General features: G+C 44.3%; 18 protein-coding genes. 7 read left to right on the forward strand and 11 right to left on the reverse strand.

Features of this window, described 5'->3' with window-relative positions; genetic code table 11:
• Positions 1–72: 72 nt before the first annotated feature.
• The 4 genes from DVG78_RS10965 (at position 73) to DVG78_RS10980 (ending at position 4485) form a co-directional block, all read left to right on the forward strand.
• Positions 73–804 (forward strand): hypothetical protein, encoded by a 732-nt coding sequence (locus DVG78_RS10965; protein ID WP_147277052.1) that lies wholly within the window; start codon positions 73–75, stop codon positions 802–804.
• A gap of 187 nt (positions 805–991) precedes the next feature.
• Positions 992–1390, forward strand: coding sequence for an inner membrane protein YiaA (gene yiaA / locus DVG78_RS10970; RefSeq protein WP_114065354.1), 399 nt, complete (start codon positions 992–994; stop codon positions 1388–1390).
• A 105-nt stretch (positions 1391–1495) separates the two neighbouring features.
• The gene (locus tag DVG78_RS10975; protein WP_114461238.1) at positions 1496–1888 is read left to right on the forward strand and encodes a VOC family protein; all 393 of its coding nucleotides are present in this window, start codon (positions 1496–1498) and stop codon (positions 1886–1888) included.
• A 98-nt stretch (positions 1889–1986) separates the two neighbouring features.
• Positions 1987–4485, forward strand: coding sequence for a bifunctional UDP-N-acetylmuramoyl-tripeptide:D-alanyl-D-alanine ligase/alanine racemase (locus tag DVG78_RS10980; protein ID WP_114461122.1), 2499 nt, complete (start codon positions 1987–1989; stop codon positions 4483–4485).
• A gap of 8 nt (positions 4486–4493) precedes the next feature.
• Here DVG78_RS10980 and DVG78_RS10985 read toward each other — a convergent pair whose 3' ends face one another.
• Complete coding sequence (locus DVG78_RS10985) at positions 4494–5138, reverse strand: hypothetical protein (RefSeq protein ID WP_147277053.1); 645 nt, start codon at positions 5136–5138, stop codon at positions 4494–4496.
• A gap of 197 nt (positions 5139–5335) precedes the next feature.
• On the opposite strand from DVG78_RS10985, the gene DVG78_RS10990 reads away from it, so the two are divergent.
• Positions 5336–6451, forward strand: a complete 1116-nt coding sequence (locus DVG78_RS10990; protein ID WP_114461124.1) for a fatty acid desaturase family protein — start codon at positions 5336–5338, stop codon at positions 6449–6451.
• Between the two features lie 14 nt (positions 6452–6465).
• Here DVG78_RS10990 and DVG78_RS10995 read toward each other — a convergent pair whose 3' ends face one another.
• The 4 genes from DVG78_RS10995 to DVG78_RS11010 form a co-directional block, all read right to left on the reverse strand.
• The gene (locus DVG78_RS10995) at positions 6466–7116 is read right to left on the reverse strand and encodes a response regulator transcription factor (RefSeq protein ID WP_114065349.1); all 651 of its coding nucleotides are present in this window, start codon (positions 7114–7116) and stop codon (positions 6466–6468) included.
• A gap of 41 nt (positions 7117–7157) precedes the next feature.
• The gene (locus DVG78_RS11000) at positions 7158–7985 is read right to left on the reverse strand and encodes a sensor histidine kinase (RefSeq protein ID WP_114461125.1); all 828 of its coding nucleotides are present in this window, start codon (positions 7983–7985) and stop codon (positions 7158–7160) included.
• 192 nt (positions 7986–8177) lie between these two features.
• A complete protein-coding gene (locus tag DVG78_RS11005) occupies positions 8178–8828 on the reverse strand; it encodes a hypothetical protein (protein ID WP_114461126.1) in 651 nt (216 codons plus the stop codon).
• An 11-nt stretch (positions 8829–8839) separates the two neighbouring features.
• Positions 8840–9244: a hypothetical protein gene (locus DVG78_RS11010; RefSeq protein WP_114461127.1), complete on the reverse strand. Its 405-nt coding sequence runs from the start codon at positions 9242–9244 to the stop codon at positions 8840–8842.
• A gap of 455 nt (positions 9245–9699) precedes the next feature.
• On the opposite strand from DVG78_RS11010, the gene DVG78_RS11015 reads away from it, so the two are divergent.
• Entirely contained in the window at positions 9700–10350 is a 651-nt protein-coding gene (locus tag DVG78_RS11015) for a hypothetical protein (RefSeq protein ID WP_114461128.1), read from the forward strand.
• A 169-nt stretch (positions 10351–10519) separates the two neighbouring features.
• On the opposite strand, the gene nadC is transcribed toward DVG78_RS11015, so the two are convergent.
• The 3 genes from nadC to arfB form a co-directional block, all read right to left on the reverse strand.
• Positions 10520–11353 (reverse strand): carboxylating nicotinate-nucleotide diphosphorylase, encoded by an 834-nt coding sequence (gene nadC / locus DVG78_RS11020; RefSeq protein WP_114461129.1) that lies wholly within the window; start codon positions 11351–11353, stop codon positions 10520–10522.
• A gap of 169 nt (positions 11354–11522) precedes the next feature.
• Positions 11523–12065, reverse strand: a complete 543-nt coding sequence (locus DVG78_RS11025) for a GNAT family N-acetyltransferase (protein WP_114461130.1) — start codon at positions 12063–12065, stop codon at positions 11523–11525.
• Positions 12066–12470, reverse strand: coding sequence for an alternative ribosome rescue aminoacyl-tRNA hydrolase ArfB (gene arfB, locus DVG78_RS11030; protein WP_114461131.1), 405 nt, complete (start codon positions 12468–12470; stop codon positions 12066–12068). It abuts the gene before it with no gap.
• Between the two features lie 109 nt (positions 12471–12579).
• On the opposite strand from arfB, the gene DVG78_RS11035 reads away from it, so the two are divergent.
• Positions 12580–12717: a hypothetical protein gene (locus DVG78_RS11035; protein ID WP_199563231.1), complete on the forward strand. Its 138-nt coding sequence runs from the start codon at positions 12580–12582 to the stop codon at positions 12715–12717.
• On the opposite strand, the gene DVG78_RS30220 is transcribed toward DVG78_RS11035, so the two are convergent.
• From DVG78_RS30220 to uvrB, 3 genes are all read right to left on the reverse strand, one after another.
• Positions 12708–12875 (reverse strand): type II toxin-antitoxin system RelE family toxin, encoded by a 168-nt coding sequence (locus DVG78_RS30220; protein WP_199563232.1) that lies wholly within the window; start codon positions 12873–12875, stop codon positions 12708–12710. The genes DVG78_RS11035 and DVG78_RS30220 overlap by 10 nt on opposite strands.
• A 156-nt stretch (positions 12876–13031) precedes the next feature.
• Entirely contained in the window at positions 13032–13433 is a 402-nt protein-coding gene (locus DVG78_RS11045; protein WP_114461133.1) for an acyl-CoA thioesterase, read from the reverse strand.
• A 23-nt stretch (positions 13434–13456) separates the two neighbouring features.
• Positions 13457–15475 carry an excinuclease ABC subunit UvrB gene (gene uvrB, locus DVG78_RS11050; protein ID WP_114461134.1) on the reverse strand — a complete coding sequence of 673 codons (2019 nt, stop codon included), beginning with the start codon at positions 15473–15475 and terminating at the stop codon, positions 13457–13459.
• Positions 15476–15753: the final 278 nt, after the last annotated feature.

Here is a 15753-nt window from a genome sequence, read left to right on the forward strand (position 1 = left end):
AACACAAAACGTTTGGCTACTGAGTGACGACAGTTTCACTGATTTCATTCAATAGATATGCAGGTAATCAACATGAAAAACTCAAAACCTCGCCCAAAAAACTTAATAAATTCGTCGGTCATCACCATTATTGTTATTTCAGTTGCCGTATGTATTCTATTGGTTGTTAGGAGCATATACATCCCTTCCTCACCCGCTGATTCCGCGGCCGACACCGCAGCGGTTGAATCAGACAACAAAGATGCAGCCCTAATTGACACCACCGCTTCGATCAAAGCGCCCAATATCACCGCCGAGCGCGCTGCTGAAAGAGCTTTTTATAAGAAAAAGTTTGCCAAAATGGCCGACAATTTCACTTTTGCAAAAGATGACTTTCAGGATAAAGGCTGGTATACACACAAGAATTTTGGCAAAAAAGCCGCTGGACGCAAAACCCTAAAAGCCCACGTCCGCGAAGATGGATTTATCTACTTAGAGTCGCAATTTTACGGGAATGATTGGATTTTTCACAACCATATCAAAGTAAAAGTGGGAAGTCTGTATTTAAGCAGTCCAAAAATTGAATCCTACAATAAAAACAATAAGCAGCAATACGCAGGCGATACCTTTTGGGAAAATGTATACTACCGCGAAACAGGCGACAATGGCATTATTCAAGCCATTGCCGACTCCACTTCCAAACCCGTAAAAGTGCGTTTTGAAGGCCGAAAATTCAACCGCGACATCGTTCTGACCGCCGAAGAAAAGCAGTCTATTAAAGATAGTTACGAACTTTCGGTGGTGCTAAAAAAAATAAATCCGTAGCCCCGTCCTCCTTCTCATCTTCTCAATCCTACCGTTTGGGGCAATTGTATTTTAAGGTATATTTTCAGAATAGACCTTAAAATAAGTAGAACGTCAGAAAATCAGGCGTTTAGTTGGGCATTTTAAGTTTTTCTTCAAACTTCGTCCCACGAATTTTACGTAAAGAAAAAACAAAATGACAACAGCCATGTATCAAAAACCGTCAAGTGCTTTTATCGGTGCCTCTTGGGTGGCATTGGGCGCAGGAATGTTAGGGTATCTCATCGGTCTTTGGAGAGCTGAGATGCTACTTAACGAAAAAGGATATTATTTTACAATTCTTATGTACGGATTATTCTCCGCCGTTTCGGTGCAAAAATGCGTCCGCGACCGTTTGGAGGGTGTCCCCGTCACCGATATTTACTACGGCATCAGTTGGTTTTCCACCATTTTGGCCGTTACGCTTTTGGCCGTCGGGCTTTGGAATGCCACCATGCTGCCCAGCGAAAAGGGCTTCTATGCCTTCGCTTTTTTGCTGAGTATGTTTGGCGCCATCGCCGTGCAGAAAAACACGCGCGACAGTCAGGATTTTAAAAAACAAGGTTAGAAAATGGAGCACTGTGCGAAGTTTTTTTAGCTTCGCACAGTCTTACCGTTGACCCTTTTCATGGACGATTGCGGTAATAGAACAACAAGCTCCACCACTATACCCATGAGAATCGGACATCTTACATTATTGGTCAACGACTACGACGAAGCCATCTTTTTCTATACCCAAAAATTAGGTTTTACCCTCCTTGAAGACATCCAGCTCACACCCGAAAAACGCTGGGTAATCGTTGCCCCTTCTGATGCCCAAGGCGCTGGCTTACTGCTGGCCAAAGCCGCTACCGATGAGCAAAAACAACACATTGGAAACCAAACTGGTGGGCGTGTATTCCTCTTTTTATACACCGATGACTTTTGGCAAACCTACAAAAATATGAAAGCACAAGGGGTTGTATTTTTGGAAGAACCACGCTCGGAGTTGTACGGATGGGTGGTGGTATTTCAGGATTTGTACGGCAATAAATGGGACCTTTTGGAAAGTAAAAGCAATGCTTAAAAAGGCTATTTGTCAAAGTTGTTCTTCATGACATTCTGAGAATAAAGCGAATAACTTCGACCAGAAACATTATTTTTGGCGGAAATTTTAGAATTAAAATGACCGCCACGATTTTTCAAAATACCCCGATTGATACCAACGCCGCTTATTTGCTCACCGACAGCAGGCAGTTGGTTTTTCCACAACAAACGATTTTTTTTGCCATCAACGGCGCCCGCCACGACGGTCATCAATTTGTAGCCGAACTGTACAAAAAAGGCGTTCGCCAATTTGTGATTGAACAAAAAAGCCTCGACGATAAGCTCTTATCCACCATTGAGTCTTTTGAAAACGCCCGAATTTGGAGCGTTGAAAACAGTTTAAAAGCGTTGCAAGACGTGGCAAAACGTCACCGCGCTCAATTCGACATACCAGTCATTGGCATTACGGGCAGCAACGGCAAAACCATCGTCAAAGAATGGCTTGGGCAACTCCTCAGTGCCGATTATCGAACCGTAAAAAGCCCTAAAAGCTATAACTCACAAATCGGCGTGCCGCTCTCGGTATGGCAAATGAATGATACCCATTCCTTGGGGATTTTTGAAGCGGGGATTTCGCAGATTCACGAAATGAAGGCGCTTCAGGAAATCATACAGCCCAGCATTGGCATTTTCACCAACATCGGTTCTGCGCACGACGAAGGTTTTAGAAGTCGGAAACAAAAAGTAACCGAAAAGCTGCGTCTTTTTACCCAATGCCAACAACTCATTTATCGCGCCGATTACACCGATATTGACGAAGAGATTAACCTTATTTTAAAATCTGTTAATCCAAAATGCGAGCTAATCAGCTGGGGTTCAGGCGAAAACTGCTTGATTCAGGCCGAGTGGCACCAAGATACCGAACAAACCTACGTGGTGCTAAAATCAGCCATTGAAACCTACGACAACCAACTTTTTGCCGTTCCTTTTACCGACGAAGCATCGGTCGAAAACGCCATACATTGCTTGATTCTACTGCTTACGCTGGGCATTCCATCGGCCGAAATCAGGCAACGAATAGGTCGTTTACGCCCCATTTCAATGCGTCTCGAGCTGAAGGAAGGGATTAATAATTGCTATTTAATTGATGATACCTACAACAACGACCTTGTAGGATTGACGATTGCGCTCAATTTTTTGAGCCAACAAGAACAGCGTACCCAAAAAGTGGCGATTTTGTCTGATTTGCTGCAAACAGGCCAAAAAGAAGACGAACTGTACACGCAAATCAACACTTTATTGCACGAAAAAGGTGTTCAAAAACTCATTGCTATCGGCGAAGCCTTTGAACGAAATGCCCAATTCATACAGGTGGAAGCCCAATATTTTACCACCACCAATGACTTTCTTGCCAAATTATCTACCCACTCCTTCCGAGATTCGTTGGTACTTATCAAAGGAGCCCGGCCCTTTCAGTTTGAACGGATTGTGCATCGTTTACAGCAAAAAGTACACGGTACTGTATTGGAAATCAACTTAGATGCCCTCACGCATAACCTTAACTTTTACCGAAATCGCGTCGGCAACGACACGCGCATTATGGTCATGGTCAAGGCGTTTGCTTACGGCAGCGGCAGCGCCGAGGTAGCGCAATTATTGCAGTTTCACCGGGTTGATTATTTGGCCGTGGCCTACACCGATGAAGGGGTTCAACTGCGCCAAAATGGCATCGAACTGCCCATTATGGTCATGAATCCATCGCCATCTACGTTTGAAAAACTCATTGAATATCAACTCGAACCTGAGATTTATAGCCACAAAATCTTGGACGAATGGCTAAGTTTTCAGCATTCAGGCCCAACCACGGAAGAGGAAATTAAAGAAGAAACGCAGGAGGTGCTGATTCACATCAAGCTCGATACAGGCATGCACCGGCTGGGTTTTACGGAAGTCGATTTACCGTTGCTCATTCATAAATTACAACAATCTCCGACCTTAAAAGTCGCTTCAGTTTTCAGCCACTTGGCGGGAGCAGATGAAGCCATTCATAATGAATTTACCCGTTTACAGTACGAGCGTTTTGTTTCGGGGGCCGCACTGCTTGAACAGGCGTTGGGTTATCGACCGCTTCGCCATATTCTCAATTCGGCGGGCATCGTGCGGTTTCCCGATTATAAACTGGATATGGTGCGGTTGGGAATCGGACTCTATGGGGTCGAAGTAAATCGGCTAGAACAACGGGCCTTGCAGCAAATCGGCACCTTCAAAACCGTGGTTTCTCAGGTGAAACACCTCCCCGCGGGCGAGACAATCGGCTACAGCCGCAACGGAATATTAGAAAAAGCCTCCTCCATCGCGACCATTGCCATTGGCTACGCCGACGGCTTTGACCGCCGTTTTAGCAAGGGAGTCGGCAAAGTACTTATCAACGGCGCTTTGTGCCCGGTAGTGGGCAATGTGTGCATGGACATGACCATGGTAGACGCAACGGGCGTTACGGTTCAGGAAGGCGATGAAGTCATTATTTTTGGGAATGACCTGCCAATCGTACAATTGGCAGATCAAATCGGGACCATTTCTTACGAACTTTTGACGGGCATCAGTGAGCGAGTCAAACGCGTTTTTTACAAAGAATAACCCAAGATTTATTGTTTGGTAGGGACTTTGGCTTTTGCGTCTTCAAACGTCTTTTTCTTTGTTTCCAAATCCGTCTGAGAAGTTGCTACGTCTTTTACGTTCACTTCTAGGTCTTTACGCAAAGAAGCGAGTTCTTTTTCGGTTTTTTCAATGTCTTTTTTAAGACTTTCGCCTTTGCGCGTCAGTTTGCTAAAGTTCTTTTCAGATTCTTTCATGGCTTCTTCGGCTACCCGGGCGTCGTCGTAGAGAATGGCATCTTCGGCAAATTTTTTCAGAAACGTTTCGGCTTCGGCGTATCCTTTGGTGCCCTGCGTCACGTACGAGCCATTGCCCAAATCGAGGTAAATAAACACCTGAGAGAGCCCCTTTTTGGAACTCACCTGACTCGCCAAATTGATGGGCGAAGATGAAATACTTGAGATACTCGCACTCGGTGCCCGGTACACCCCGCCCCGTGAGCTGCTTACCTTGCCGTACTGTTTGAGGTAGTCTTCCCAATATTTACCAAGATACTTTTCTTCGATTTTTGTCGTTACATATAAGCCTTCAAAACTTGATTTATCAATTTCACGCTTATCAGGCAAAACGGTCTGTGCTTCGCAAGTATACCCCCAAAAAACGCTCAGAGTTGCAATCAAAAAAATCTTTTTCATTTTTTTACCAGTTAAAATTACCAATCTTACAATGTTAGCATTTGACATTACGAACACAATTTAGTCCGCAATGTTACAAATAACAATGACATTTCACCGAATTCTAAAGGTCTATTTTATTAATCGTTAGAAATTTTAGCCTGTCGTCTTTATTTTTACACCACTTATGCCAGTCAGTTCACCTAACCTTATGAAAAGTGAAACAAAAAACACAAATTAGATTCGTAAACAAAGACAAAAACCAATTCTTCCCTACGTTAAAGAAAAGAGTCGATGCCTATTTTCAGGACCGCCAACTCTCAAAAAACGCCAACAGCACGCTGATTATAAAAACAGCCGTTCTGACGGCAATGTATCTACTTCCTTTTATCGTTTTGTTGTGGTTGCAACCTCCCCTTGGCATCAGCCTTGCGCTGTGGTTTATTATGGGGCTGGGATTAGCGGGGCTGGGAATGAGCGTAATGCACGACGCCAACCACGGTGCGTATTCAGAAAACCCCAAAACAAACTACTGGATTGGTAATATTTACCTCAATATGCTGGGTGGTTCTACCTTCAATTGGAACCTGCAACACAATGTGTTACACCACATGTACACCAACGTGGTTCACGTCGATGAGGACATCAATGATAAGTTGGTGCTAAAATTTTCGCCCCACACACCCGTCAAATCCTTCCATCAGCTTCAGTGGGTATATGCCTTTTTTTTCTACGGAATTTTAACGCTGTATTGGGTGTTGGCCAAAGACTATATTCAGTTTATTGGCTTCACCAGAAGCGGCGTAAATAAGGGAACCAAAGCAGAAAATGCCATGACGTTGCTCAGAATCACGCTGGTAAAAGTCATCTATTTTGCCATTATTATCGGCGTACCCACGTTGGTATTTCATTTGCCATTGGGCGAAGTAATCCTTGGATTTTTGGTGATGCACTTTGTAGGCGGCGTGATTCTAACCACGGTATTTCAACTTGCCCACGCGGTAGAAGGAACGAGTCATCCGCTTCCTAACGAAAAAGGCATCATCGAAAACGATTGGGCCATTCACCAGTTGAATACGACCGTCAATTTTTCGCGCCATAACAAATGGCTTTCGTGGTACGTAGGCGGGTTGAATTTTCAGGTAGAGCACCACCTTTTCCCCAAAATTGCGCACGTTCACTACCCAGAATTGGCTCCGATTGTCAAAGAAACCGCCGAAGAATTTGGGATTCCCTATTTAGAAAATCCGTCGTTTGGGGTGGCTTTGCGCTCACACATTGCCAATCTGCACCAACTCGGACGCCTTCCCGACCTCAACGAAGCCATTGGATAGCGTCTTTGCTGGGGCTAAAGCAAATCGTTTTTGAACGCGTATGCCACCAGCCCCGCCGTATTTTTGGTGCCCGTTTTTTCTAGCAACCGCAACCGGTGGCCTTCCACAGTACGGGGGCTCACGAATAGCTTCTCGCTGATTTCTAACGTTGAAAGTCCTTCGCAGAGCAGTTGTAATACTTCCATTTCGCGCGGAGAGATTTGCACTTTGCTGTTAAACAGCGGCGCCGGAGGCGTAGCCCGCGTGATTACTTTTCGGTGCAGGGCTTTGGATACAAAATCGCTGTAATAAAAACCATCGGACATCACGCGGCGAATGGCGTTTTCGACTTCTCCCGGCTCAGAGTCTTTCAGGAGATAGCCGTTGACGCCCTTTTCAAGCAGGTGAATAATGAAACGGTCTTCTTCGTGCATGGAAACGATAATCACCTTGACGTGCGGAAACTGCGACTGAATGTGCTCGGTCGTTTCGACCCCATCCATTACGGGCATCTGAAGGTCCAGCAGGGCAATGTCGGGCGTGACGCGGGCCAGCAAATCCAACAATTCTTTGCCATTGGCGGCCTCCCCAATCAACTCAAAATCACCGATTTGATTCAACATAGCCGTCATCCCTTTTCTGAAAAGGTTATGATCATCTGCTATTACGAGTTTAATCTTTTCCATCCGATTTTTACACTTTGTATTTATCTGCTACCGTCGTCTTATTATGCTTTTTCTACGTCTCGTTTTTTTGCTTTCTCAAACAGCACCAACTGCCTAAGTTCTACCACCGCCCGACAACCTTTTTGGGGGCCAGTTTCGTAGTTAATCTTTCCGTTGATAACCCGCAACCGCCCTTCAATGCTGTCTAGCCCCAACCCCGGCGAAGGACGCGTGTGGGCCTCCTGCAAATTAAACCCGTGGCCGTTGTCTTCCACAACCAAGCCAAAAGTTTCGGGCGGCAACGACAGCTGAACGTGAACGTTGGTTCCGCCTGAATGTTTGAGCGCGTTGTTGATAAGTTCCTGCGCCACCCGGTACAGCATCAGTTCTACTTTCGGCTCCAGACGTATATTTTCGTCTCCCGAGTAGCCAAACGTAATCCGAACCGTATGGCTGCCGATGCTTTTGGCCGCAAATTCCTGCAACGCTGCCGGCAGCCCAAAGCGCTCCAGCGTAGTAGGCACGAGTTCGCGACTGATGCGCCGCACGTGGCTGATGGTTTCGTCGAGGGCTTCTCGTACCTGCTTGGCGAGCCGCTCGGCTTGGTCTTTGGAACCCAGCTGCCCGTATAAAGCATTGAATGTCAACTTTGTAACCGACAACAACGCCCCAATATCATCGTGCAAATCTTGGGCGATGCGGCGGCGCTCGGCTTCGGTTGAGGCCATAGAAACCTCCAGAAGCTTACGTTGAAATTCGGCTTCCATGTCTTTGACGCGCATCTGTTGTTCAATCTGCTTGCGTTGATAATACATCACAAACAGCACAATGAACATTGCCATAATCAGCATGATGCCCGTCCCGATAATAATGACATAGGGATATTCCATATCCGGGCTAGATGACTGTAATATGAGCCGCTCAAAAATACGTAGAAAAACTCGGGACGCTTTATTTTTTTAGTTAACGGCACAAAAAAACCGAGCGAATGACTCGGCACGGTGTGAGATTAAACGTCGGCAAGGTTGCATTATAATTAACAAAACCTCGCCGACGATGAATACTCGTTTCAGCTAAAATTATCAAACGGTTTTCCCGGGCTTCATGTACCAAATGGAAAAGCTGATAAAAATATTAAAAATAATGGCCAATATGGCATCAATCATCCAGTACTGCTGCCGCATTTGAATGGTACTGTTAAAAGTGACTTCCATAAACAAATAAGAAAAAATAGTACCTGCGAAATACAACAATGCACCCGTGCTAAACCAAAAATAAGAATATTTAGTAAGCGTGGGAACTTGCAGATATTGAATAAGTTGATAAAAATAGAGAAGAGTCAAAATAATCACTAAACACCCAATAGTATTATATGAAAAGCGATTAAAGTTTCCCGTTGCAACATCAAAAAGGGATTGATAATCAATCAATGATATGATTACAGAAACTGTTATTCCGAAAATAGCAAATAGTTTGAATGTACTATTCTTAAATAAAATAGTGTATATAATAGTTAAAATAATACCTTGAATTAGATTACACCAGTTATAAATGTACATATTATGGATACTTAACTCACCCATTATATAAGTTAGTGCGTTTTTAAGAAATATTATTATCGCAAAGCTACATATAAGTTTTTGAGTAATATCCAATTTTAACCTTCCATTTATAAGCATTATTATTATTGGAATAACAGCACTAAAATCAGCAGCAACGGCAATTTTAAACATTCTCTTAAAATTTATGGATTACAAAAACCAGGACACGGATAGCCCCCTCCAGCACCGCCATCTCCTGGGGTTCCATCCTTCTCACCCGAAGCACTTTTGATAGCTTTAAACTGAAAATCTCGTCCGTTGCCTTTTTCGTCAATCTTTACGGGCACCAAAAACAGGCGGCGCATCATGGCTGTGCCTGCGGGATCAATTTCTCCGTTGGTTTCGGGAGCTACACCGTAGTAAATACGCAGGCCGTCGCAGCCAGTGTCGAGGAGTTGTTGTAAAATCTCGCGGCTAAAGTATTCTGCCTGTCGGTTTTCATCTGGATTTTTGGGCTCGTGGGCTAAGGGCTGATGTTTTTTTTTGAATTCGCCACGGTACTTGTCGATTTCTGCTTTTGAAAAAAAGCGTCCTGCAATTTTTGGCATGTTGGTAAAAGGGATTAAAAAAGTGAAACAATGCCGCAAGCTAAAGAAGGGGTAATAGATATGCAAACCGTTGGATAATTGAAGAAACTAAATTTGTATTTTTTGAAAAACAGGTATTTCTACGCTAAAATATTTCAGCCTCAGGCACGACATTTGTAACGGGTTTGGTTGAATCGGCATCTCAATGATGCAAGATTTTTTCTCATAGGTTAGGTTAGAAAAAAAAGCCGGAGGCAGTTGCCTCCGGCTTTTTTAGTTTTTTACAAAAAATAACTCATCAAACTTTTGAGATTCAATAATAAACATATTCTTTTGCGCATTAAGTTATTATCAAATCCACCAAAATTAGCCCTAAAATGAGATTTAAAGCATTTTTATCCTTATTAGTATATCTTTATTTGTCATTTTTTTCTAAAACATCATACGCTCAGTTGTTTAATCCAATCCAAACCAGAATGGATGTGGGAGTTGCTTGGAAAGATAAGTCATTAAATATCGGTTTTCTTTATAATCAATACCTCAAACTGGATAGAAAAGGCATTTTCCAAGTAGGTTGGGGAGTGAGAGGTTCTCATCTGAAAACCAATACGTTAGACTACACAACTGCCCCATCAGAACTAACCCGGGGAAAGTCTGGATTGGCCATCAATGCGCCTATAATTATGAAGAATATTGATACACTTCAACTCAAAACATCCATCACCTCCTTTAATTTCAATGTAGGTTTTCAATTATCGTTATTCAACCGATTGGACCTAGGTGCCAACGCCGACATTTTAGGCTTAGCACTTGGCTCTCGCCGTTCCGGCTTTTATTTGGGTTCGTCGGGTTTCAATAAAGTAGATTCTTTAAATCTCCACCGAACGTACCAAGAAGCTCGCCCCACTGGCTTGGCGATTCAACTTCCCCAAGACCATGTAAAAGGCACGCTAAACAGTGAGTTATTTGCCCGTTTGCGTATTACAGAACGAGTTGCAGTCAAGGTGAGTTACCTACTAGCAGTGAGCGAATATAAAACAAACAATATTCTCGTAGACGACAATAGACGTTTTCGATTACGCTCCAAAATGCTCTACGTCGGACTTAGCTTTCCAATCAACCAGTAGGCATTATTTTTCACTAAACTCCAAACTATCGACCTGAATTTCAGCTTATTATATTCTTTTTCTTTCAATTCAAGGAAAATATATTCCCTCCAACATAAAGTCAAAGAGGGAGGATTCTTATCAATAAGTCTTGATAAAATCCTCCCTCTTTAGGTTATATGAATACCAATCAATACGCCTTTAGGCTCAAGTCAAGGCTTTTAATTTGATGGGTAAGTGCGCCGCATGAAATGTAATCAACGCCCGTTTCGGCAACGGCGCGAATCGTATCTTCCCGGATACCACCCGAGGCTTCGGTAGGGTACTTCCCTCCTACCCGCTCTACGGCAGTACGGAGGTTTTCGAGGCTAAAATTATCGAGCATAATGCGCTGAATTCGTCCCACTCGCAGGGCTTCTTCGAGTTCGGCGAGGCTTCGTACTTCAATTTCGATTTGCAGTTTTCGTCCCGTACGAGCCAGATAATCATTGGCTTGCGTAATGGCCGCCTCAATGCCCCCCGCATAGTCCACATGATTGTCTTTGATTAAAATCATGTCATAAAGCGCGTACCGGTGATTGACCGCTCCCCCGATTTTCACGGCCATTTTCTCAAAAATCCGAAAATTAGGGGTGGTTTTACGGGTATCAAGGAGTTTGGTTGGCAATCCATCCAACATATTTACGAGCGAACGTGTATAAGTGGCTATGCCGCTCATACGTTGCATCGTATTGAGTACCAAGCGCTCCGCCTTTAAAATAGCCTGTGCATCGCCGCTAACGGTCAAAACAATATCTCCTTTTTGAATGGCCTGTCCGTCGTGCATCAAAAGTTCCACCTGCAACAACGGATCAACCTCTTCAAAAATGATTTTGGCGACCTCGACTCCCGCCACAATGCCGTCTTCTTTGACCAATAGTCGGGCGCGGCGCTCAGCGTCGCGGGGGATGGTAGAAAGAGAAGTGTGGTCGCCGTCGCCCACATCCTCTGAAATTGCTAAACGAATGTAATCACGAATATCCATGCCGCAAGATAAGTTTTTGTTTAGTATACCCCAAACCCACGCGGTCATCTGATGAATGCCCAACCACCTTGTCAAGCCGCTATCGCTCTTCCTTTGAGTAAAAAGAGGTAAAAATTTCCCCTATGAGTTGTGAAATAAATTCCACAAAAAATCTGCTAAAAAAAGTTTGCTATATTTTTTTGGCAAGAATCACCATTCCCCGAAGTTCTGATTTCAAACGACTAAACTCAATGTCGTCGAGTCGGGAAGGCGCAAGCAGCGAAAATCCCGCTTTTTTGTAACTTTCAATGGCTTTTTGCGAAGAGTCCATCGCCATCAACCAAACTTGCTCAAAGTGGGATTGGCGGGCTTTTTCAAATACCCAACGCATGGTTTTCTGGCCCAACCCCAAGCCCGTATATGATTTTAGGAAATAGATTTTTTCAAGATAAAGACACTGCTGGGGGTTTTGGTCAAGCGGCGCTTTATTCTTGACGAGTTTGAGCAGACCGGCATCTTCCCCGTTGACCCGAATACAAAAATAAGATACATCAGGATTGGCTAAATCAAGGGCGAGTTGTGTTTCATTAAAACATTTATGCAAGTACCAATCTATGCCCTCGGTGTTGTACCACAGATGCGTATAGTGCGGCAAATACGTCTGATAACCAAGGCGTTTTATTCGTAAAATATCCGTTAACGGCTGTACTTCAAAATTAAAATCACTCATCATTTATTCCGATATTTTCCGACGCATGGCTTTTACTTCAGCGTCGCGCTGTTTGGTCTGCAATCGTTTTTCTTTGGACGCGGCCGTGGGTTTGGAGGCTTTGCGCGGCTTGGGCTTTTCAAAACTCTTGCGAATCAGGGCGTCAAACTTCTTCACCACTTTTTCTTTATTGCCCAACTGCGAACGTTCGGTTTGATGATACAGCACCAATACGCCTTCGTTGGTCAATTTGTTGGCAAGTTTTTCCAATAAAACGGCTTTTTCTTCTTCCGACAAAAGCAATGAGTTGGCGACGTCGAAACGCAACTCAACTTTTGTTTCGACTTTATTTACATTCTGCCCGCCTTTTCCTCCGCTGCGTGCGGTTTGAAACAAGAGTTCGGGGTGGAGAATTTCAGGATTTATCATACTTTTATGTAATAACTCTACTTATCTTTGTCTAGAATACGCCTACATTATGAGCAGTGTACAATTTATTACAGACGAAAAGGAAAAAAAAACGGGTGTTTTTTTAACCATGAAACAATATCAAAAATTAATGCATGAATTAGAAGAATTAGCAGAAATCAAAGCATACGACCGAGCTAAAAAAAATGCTGGGCAAAAACGAACTTTCGAACATTTTATCAAAGAATTGGCAACCCCTCAATCGTAAATTTCCCGGCGGTGTCCAATCTCTATTACCTGTACAATAAGTTTTTTGTCAAAAATCTCATAAATCACCCGGTAGTCACCCGTTCGAATTCGATACGCCTCTCTTCCTTTCAGCTTTTTATATCCAAAGGGTCGAGGGTCTTCTCCTACATGCCACAATTGCCTCACGCAGGTTATTCCAATGCTTCTGGTCTATTTTCTTAAATTGTCTTTCTGCATATTGCGTAATTTCTACTTCATATTTCGGCATATACCCTTGTATTTTGCCGAAAGTTCATAAAGAAATTTCAGGGGTGCAAATACAATGCACTCACCTCACCCCAAAAAGCAATCTAACAGCGCCCCTTCGATTCGTTTGATGCGGTGGGTTTTGCGGTCGAGCGGCACCCAAACGCTCATGGCCTTGACCAATAACCGATTATCACTGACCCGATAAATCTCGTAATGCCGGTCCCAAGTGGCGGCGGTGTATTGGCCTACCCACGTTTTGATGAGGAGGGTATCTCCCAGTACGGCCTGCCGCAAATAATCTATTTCATGACGCCGCACCATCCAAACTACCTCATCTTGAAGGGCTTTCGAGGCTACATGCTGCCAATGGCTCATGGCTGCTTCTTGCACGTATTGCAGATAAACGGCGTTATTGACGTGATTAAGTTCGTCAATATCAGCGGCTGAAACAACCATCGTTAGTGCGAAAGCGGCGTTAGGTGACATCGGGGAATCGTAAGTTCGAAATATTAGTTCTTCAATTTTTCTCTTAGCTGCAACATCTCGTCACGATAACGGGCTGCCTCCAAAAAGTTGAGTTCTTTGGCCGCAATTTCCATCTTACGCTGGGTTTCGGCAATCAGTTTTTCAATTTCAGGCTTGCCCAAATATTGAATAACGGGGTCGGCCGCAATACGAATCTCGTCTGGCTCCACATAAAACCGTTTTCCAGCCCCTCTGGAATCCGCCACCGAAGTCTGCTCCATGATGGCTTCTCGGCTCTTGAAGATGGTCTTGGGTGTGATGCCGTGCTCTTCATTATAAGCCAATTGAATGGCCCGACGGCGGTTGGTTTCGTCAATCGCTTTTTGCATCGAGCCCGTCATCCGGTCGGCATACATCAGCACTTTACCGTTTTCGTTCCGCGCCGCGCGGCCAATGGTCTGAATCAACGAACGAATATCACGAAGAAACCCTTCTTTGTCGGCATCCATAATAGCCACCAAAGATACTTCAGGCAGGTCTAGCCCTTCGCGCAGTAGGTTTACGCCGACCAACACATCAAACGCTCCCAAGCGCAAATCCCGCAGGATTTCAACCCGTTCGAGGGTTTTTACCTCGGAGTGAATGTAGCGTCCCTTCACTCCCACGCGTTCCAAATATTTGCTCAATTCTTCAGCCATTCGTTTGGTGAGCGTTGTCACCAATACACGTTCGTTTCGTTTGACTCTCTTATCAATTTCTTCCAACAAATCATCAATTTGGTTGATGCTCGGCCGCACTTCAATCTCGGGGTCAAGCAGTCCCGTTGGTCGAATAATCTGCTCTACCACCACGCCGTCCGTTCGGCGCAATTCGTAATCAGCGGGGGTCGCACTTACAAACACCGACTGTCCGGCCAATTCTTCAAATTCCTGAAAAGTAAGTGGACGATTGTCTAACGCGCTTGGCAATCGAAATCCAAAGTCGACCAAAGATTCTTTGCGCGAGCGGTCGCCGCCCCACATGGCCCTGATTTGGGGCATGGTCACGTGGCTTTCGTCCACCACGAGCAGAAAATCTTCTGGGAAATAATCAATCAAACAAAAAGGGCGTTCGCCAGGCTTACGACGGTCAAAGTAGCGCGAATAGTTTTCGATGCCCGAGCAGTACCCAAGTTCGCGCATCATTTCCATATCAAACTCCGTACGCTCCCTGATGCGCTGGGCCTCCATGTGTCGGCCTTCCAACTCAAAATAGCGCACTTGAGCCACCAAATCATCCTGAATTTCGTGAATGGCGTTCAACAGCACCTCTCGACCCGTCACAAATAAATTGGCGGGAAAAATAGCCACCATTTTTTCGGACGAAATTTTCTTGCCGTTGGTGGGATTAATGCGTTGAATTTCCTCAATCTCATCACCAAAGAATATAACGCGATACGCAAAATCAGCGTAGCTGGGATAAATATCAACGGTATCTCCTTTAACCCTAAAATTTCCCCGGGCAAACTCTGCCTCGGTGCGGCTGTAAAGAATTTCAACCAATCGAAACAAAAACTGATTTCGACTCATGATTTCACCCACCCCAACGCGCAATATACTTTTTCGGTATTCTTCGGGATTACCTGCGCCATAAATACACGACACCGACGCCACCACAAGCACATCACGCCGCCCCGACATCAAAGACGAAACCGTAGAGAGACGTAACTTATCAATCTCCTGATTGATAGCCATGTCTTTCTCGATGTAGGTATTAGTGGTTGAAATGTACGCTTCTGGCTGGTAGTAGTCGTAGTAACTGATAAAGTATTCGACGGCATTATCGGGAAAAAACTGTTTGAATTCTCCGTACAGCTGAGCAGCAAGGGTTTTATTGTGGCTCAACACCAAGGTCGGTCGGTCCAATTGGGCTACCACATTGGCTACGGTAAAGGTTTTTCCCGAACCCGTTACCCCCAACAGGGTTTGGGCCCGCTCTCCCTCGCGTATTCCTTCTACTAATTTGGCAATGGCCTGCGGTTGGTCTCCCGTGGGTTGATAATCAGAAATGAGTCTAAATGACATAAGAAGGCTGTTAAGTCCATAATTAGCAACAAACTAACTTATTTTAAAAGTTCGCTCTAATTACTTCCTCCCCATAAAAAAACATGGCCTCACTCCAAAGAAGTGAGGCTAATGCCAAATTACCCTACTCTATTATATTATACAACGAATTAAACAAGGATAATGCCAAACTATATAAATGGCGAAAAAATATGTCCTACAATTATTTTTTACAAAAAGAAAAAACAATACAACTACCCTCAAAGCACTCTATAATAATCAATTACAGTTTAAAACAA

The organism is Runella aurantiaca (assembly GCF_003339505.1).
Taxonomy (GTDB): domain Bacteria; phylum Bacteroidota; class Bacteroidia; order Cytophagales; family Spirosomataceae; genus Runella; species Runella aurantiaca.

What these genes read in the sequence shown, in the direction of transcription:
- DVG78_RS11025 (WP_114461130.1), bottom strand. Translation starts at nt 12,065, where the DNA reads ATGATGAGTGATTTTAATTTTGAAGTACAGCCGTTAACGGATATTTTA.
- DVG78_RS11015 (WP_114461128.1), top strand. Translation starts at nt 9,700, where the DNA reads ATGGATGTGGGAGTTGCTTGGAAAGATAAGTCATTAAATATCGGTTTT.
- DVG78_RS11010 (WP_114461127.1), bottom strand. Translation starts at nt 9,244, where the DNA reads ATGCCAAAAATTGCAGGACGCTTTTTTTCAAAAGCAGAAATCGACAAG.
- DVG78_RS10995 (WP_114065349.1), bottom strand. Translation starts at nt 7,116, where the DNA reads ATGGAAAAGATTAAACTCGTAATAGCAGATGATCATAACCTTTTCAGA.
- DVG78_RS11035 (WP_199563231.1), top strand. Translation starts at nt 12,580, where the DNA reads ATGAAACAATATCAAAAATTAATGCATGAATTAGAAGAATTAGCAGAA.
- DVG78_RS11045 (WP_114461133.1), bottom strand. Translation starts at nt 13,433, where the DNA reads ATGTCACCTAACGCCGCTTTCGCACTAACGATGGTTGTTTCAGCCGCT.
- DVG78_RS10985 (WP_147277053.1), bottom strand. Translation starts at nt 5,138, where the DNA reads ATGAAAAAGATTTTTTTGATTGCAACTCTGAGCGTTTTTTGGGGGTAT.
- DVG78_RS11005 (WP_114461126.1), bottom strand. Translation starts at nt 8,828, where the DNA reads ATGTTTAAAATTGCCGTTGCTGCTGATTTTAGTGCTGTTATTCCAATA.
- uvrB (WP_114461134.1), bottom strand. Translation starts at nt 15,475, where the DNA reads ATGTCATTTAGACTCATTTCTGATTATCAACCCACGGGAGACCAACCG.
- DVG78_RS11000 (WP_114461125.1), bottom strand. Translation starts at nt 7,985, where the DNA reads ATGGAATATCCCTATGTCATTATTATCGGGACGGGCATCATGCTGATT.
- nadC (WP_114461129.1), bottom strand. Translation starts at nt 11,353, where the DNA reads ATGGATATTCGTGATTACATTCGTTTAGCAATTTCAGAGGATGTGGGC.
- DVG78_RS10975 (WP_114461238.1), top strand. Translation starts at nt 1,496, where the DNA reads ATGAGAATCGGACATCTTACATTATTGGTCAACGACTACGACGAAGCC.
- DVG78_RS10980 (WP_114461122.1), top strand. Translation starts at nt 1,987, where the DNA reads ATGACCGCCACGATTTTTCAAAATACCCCGATTGATACCAACGCCGCT.
- yiaA (WP_114065354.1), top strand. Translation starts at nt 992, where the DNA reads ATGTATCAAAAACCGTCAAGTGCTTTTATCGGTGCCTCTTGGGTGGCA.
- arfB (WP_114461131.1), bottom strand. Translation starts at nt 12,470, where the DNA reads ATGATAAATCCTGAAATTCTCCACCCCGAACTCTTGTTTCAAACCGCA.
- DVG78_RS10965 (WP_147277052.1), top strand. Translation starts at nt 73, where the DNA reads ATGAAAAACTCAAAACCTCGCCCAAAAAACTTAATAAATTCGTCGGTC.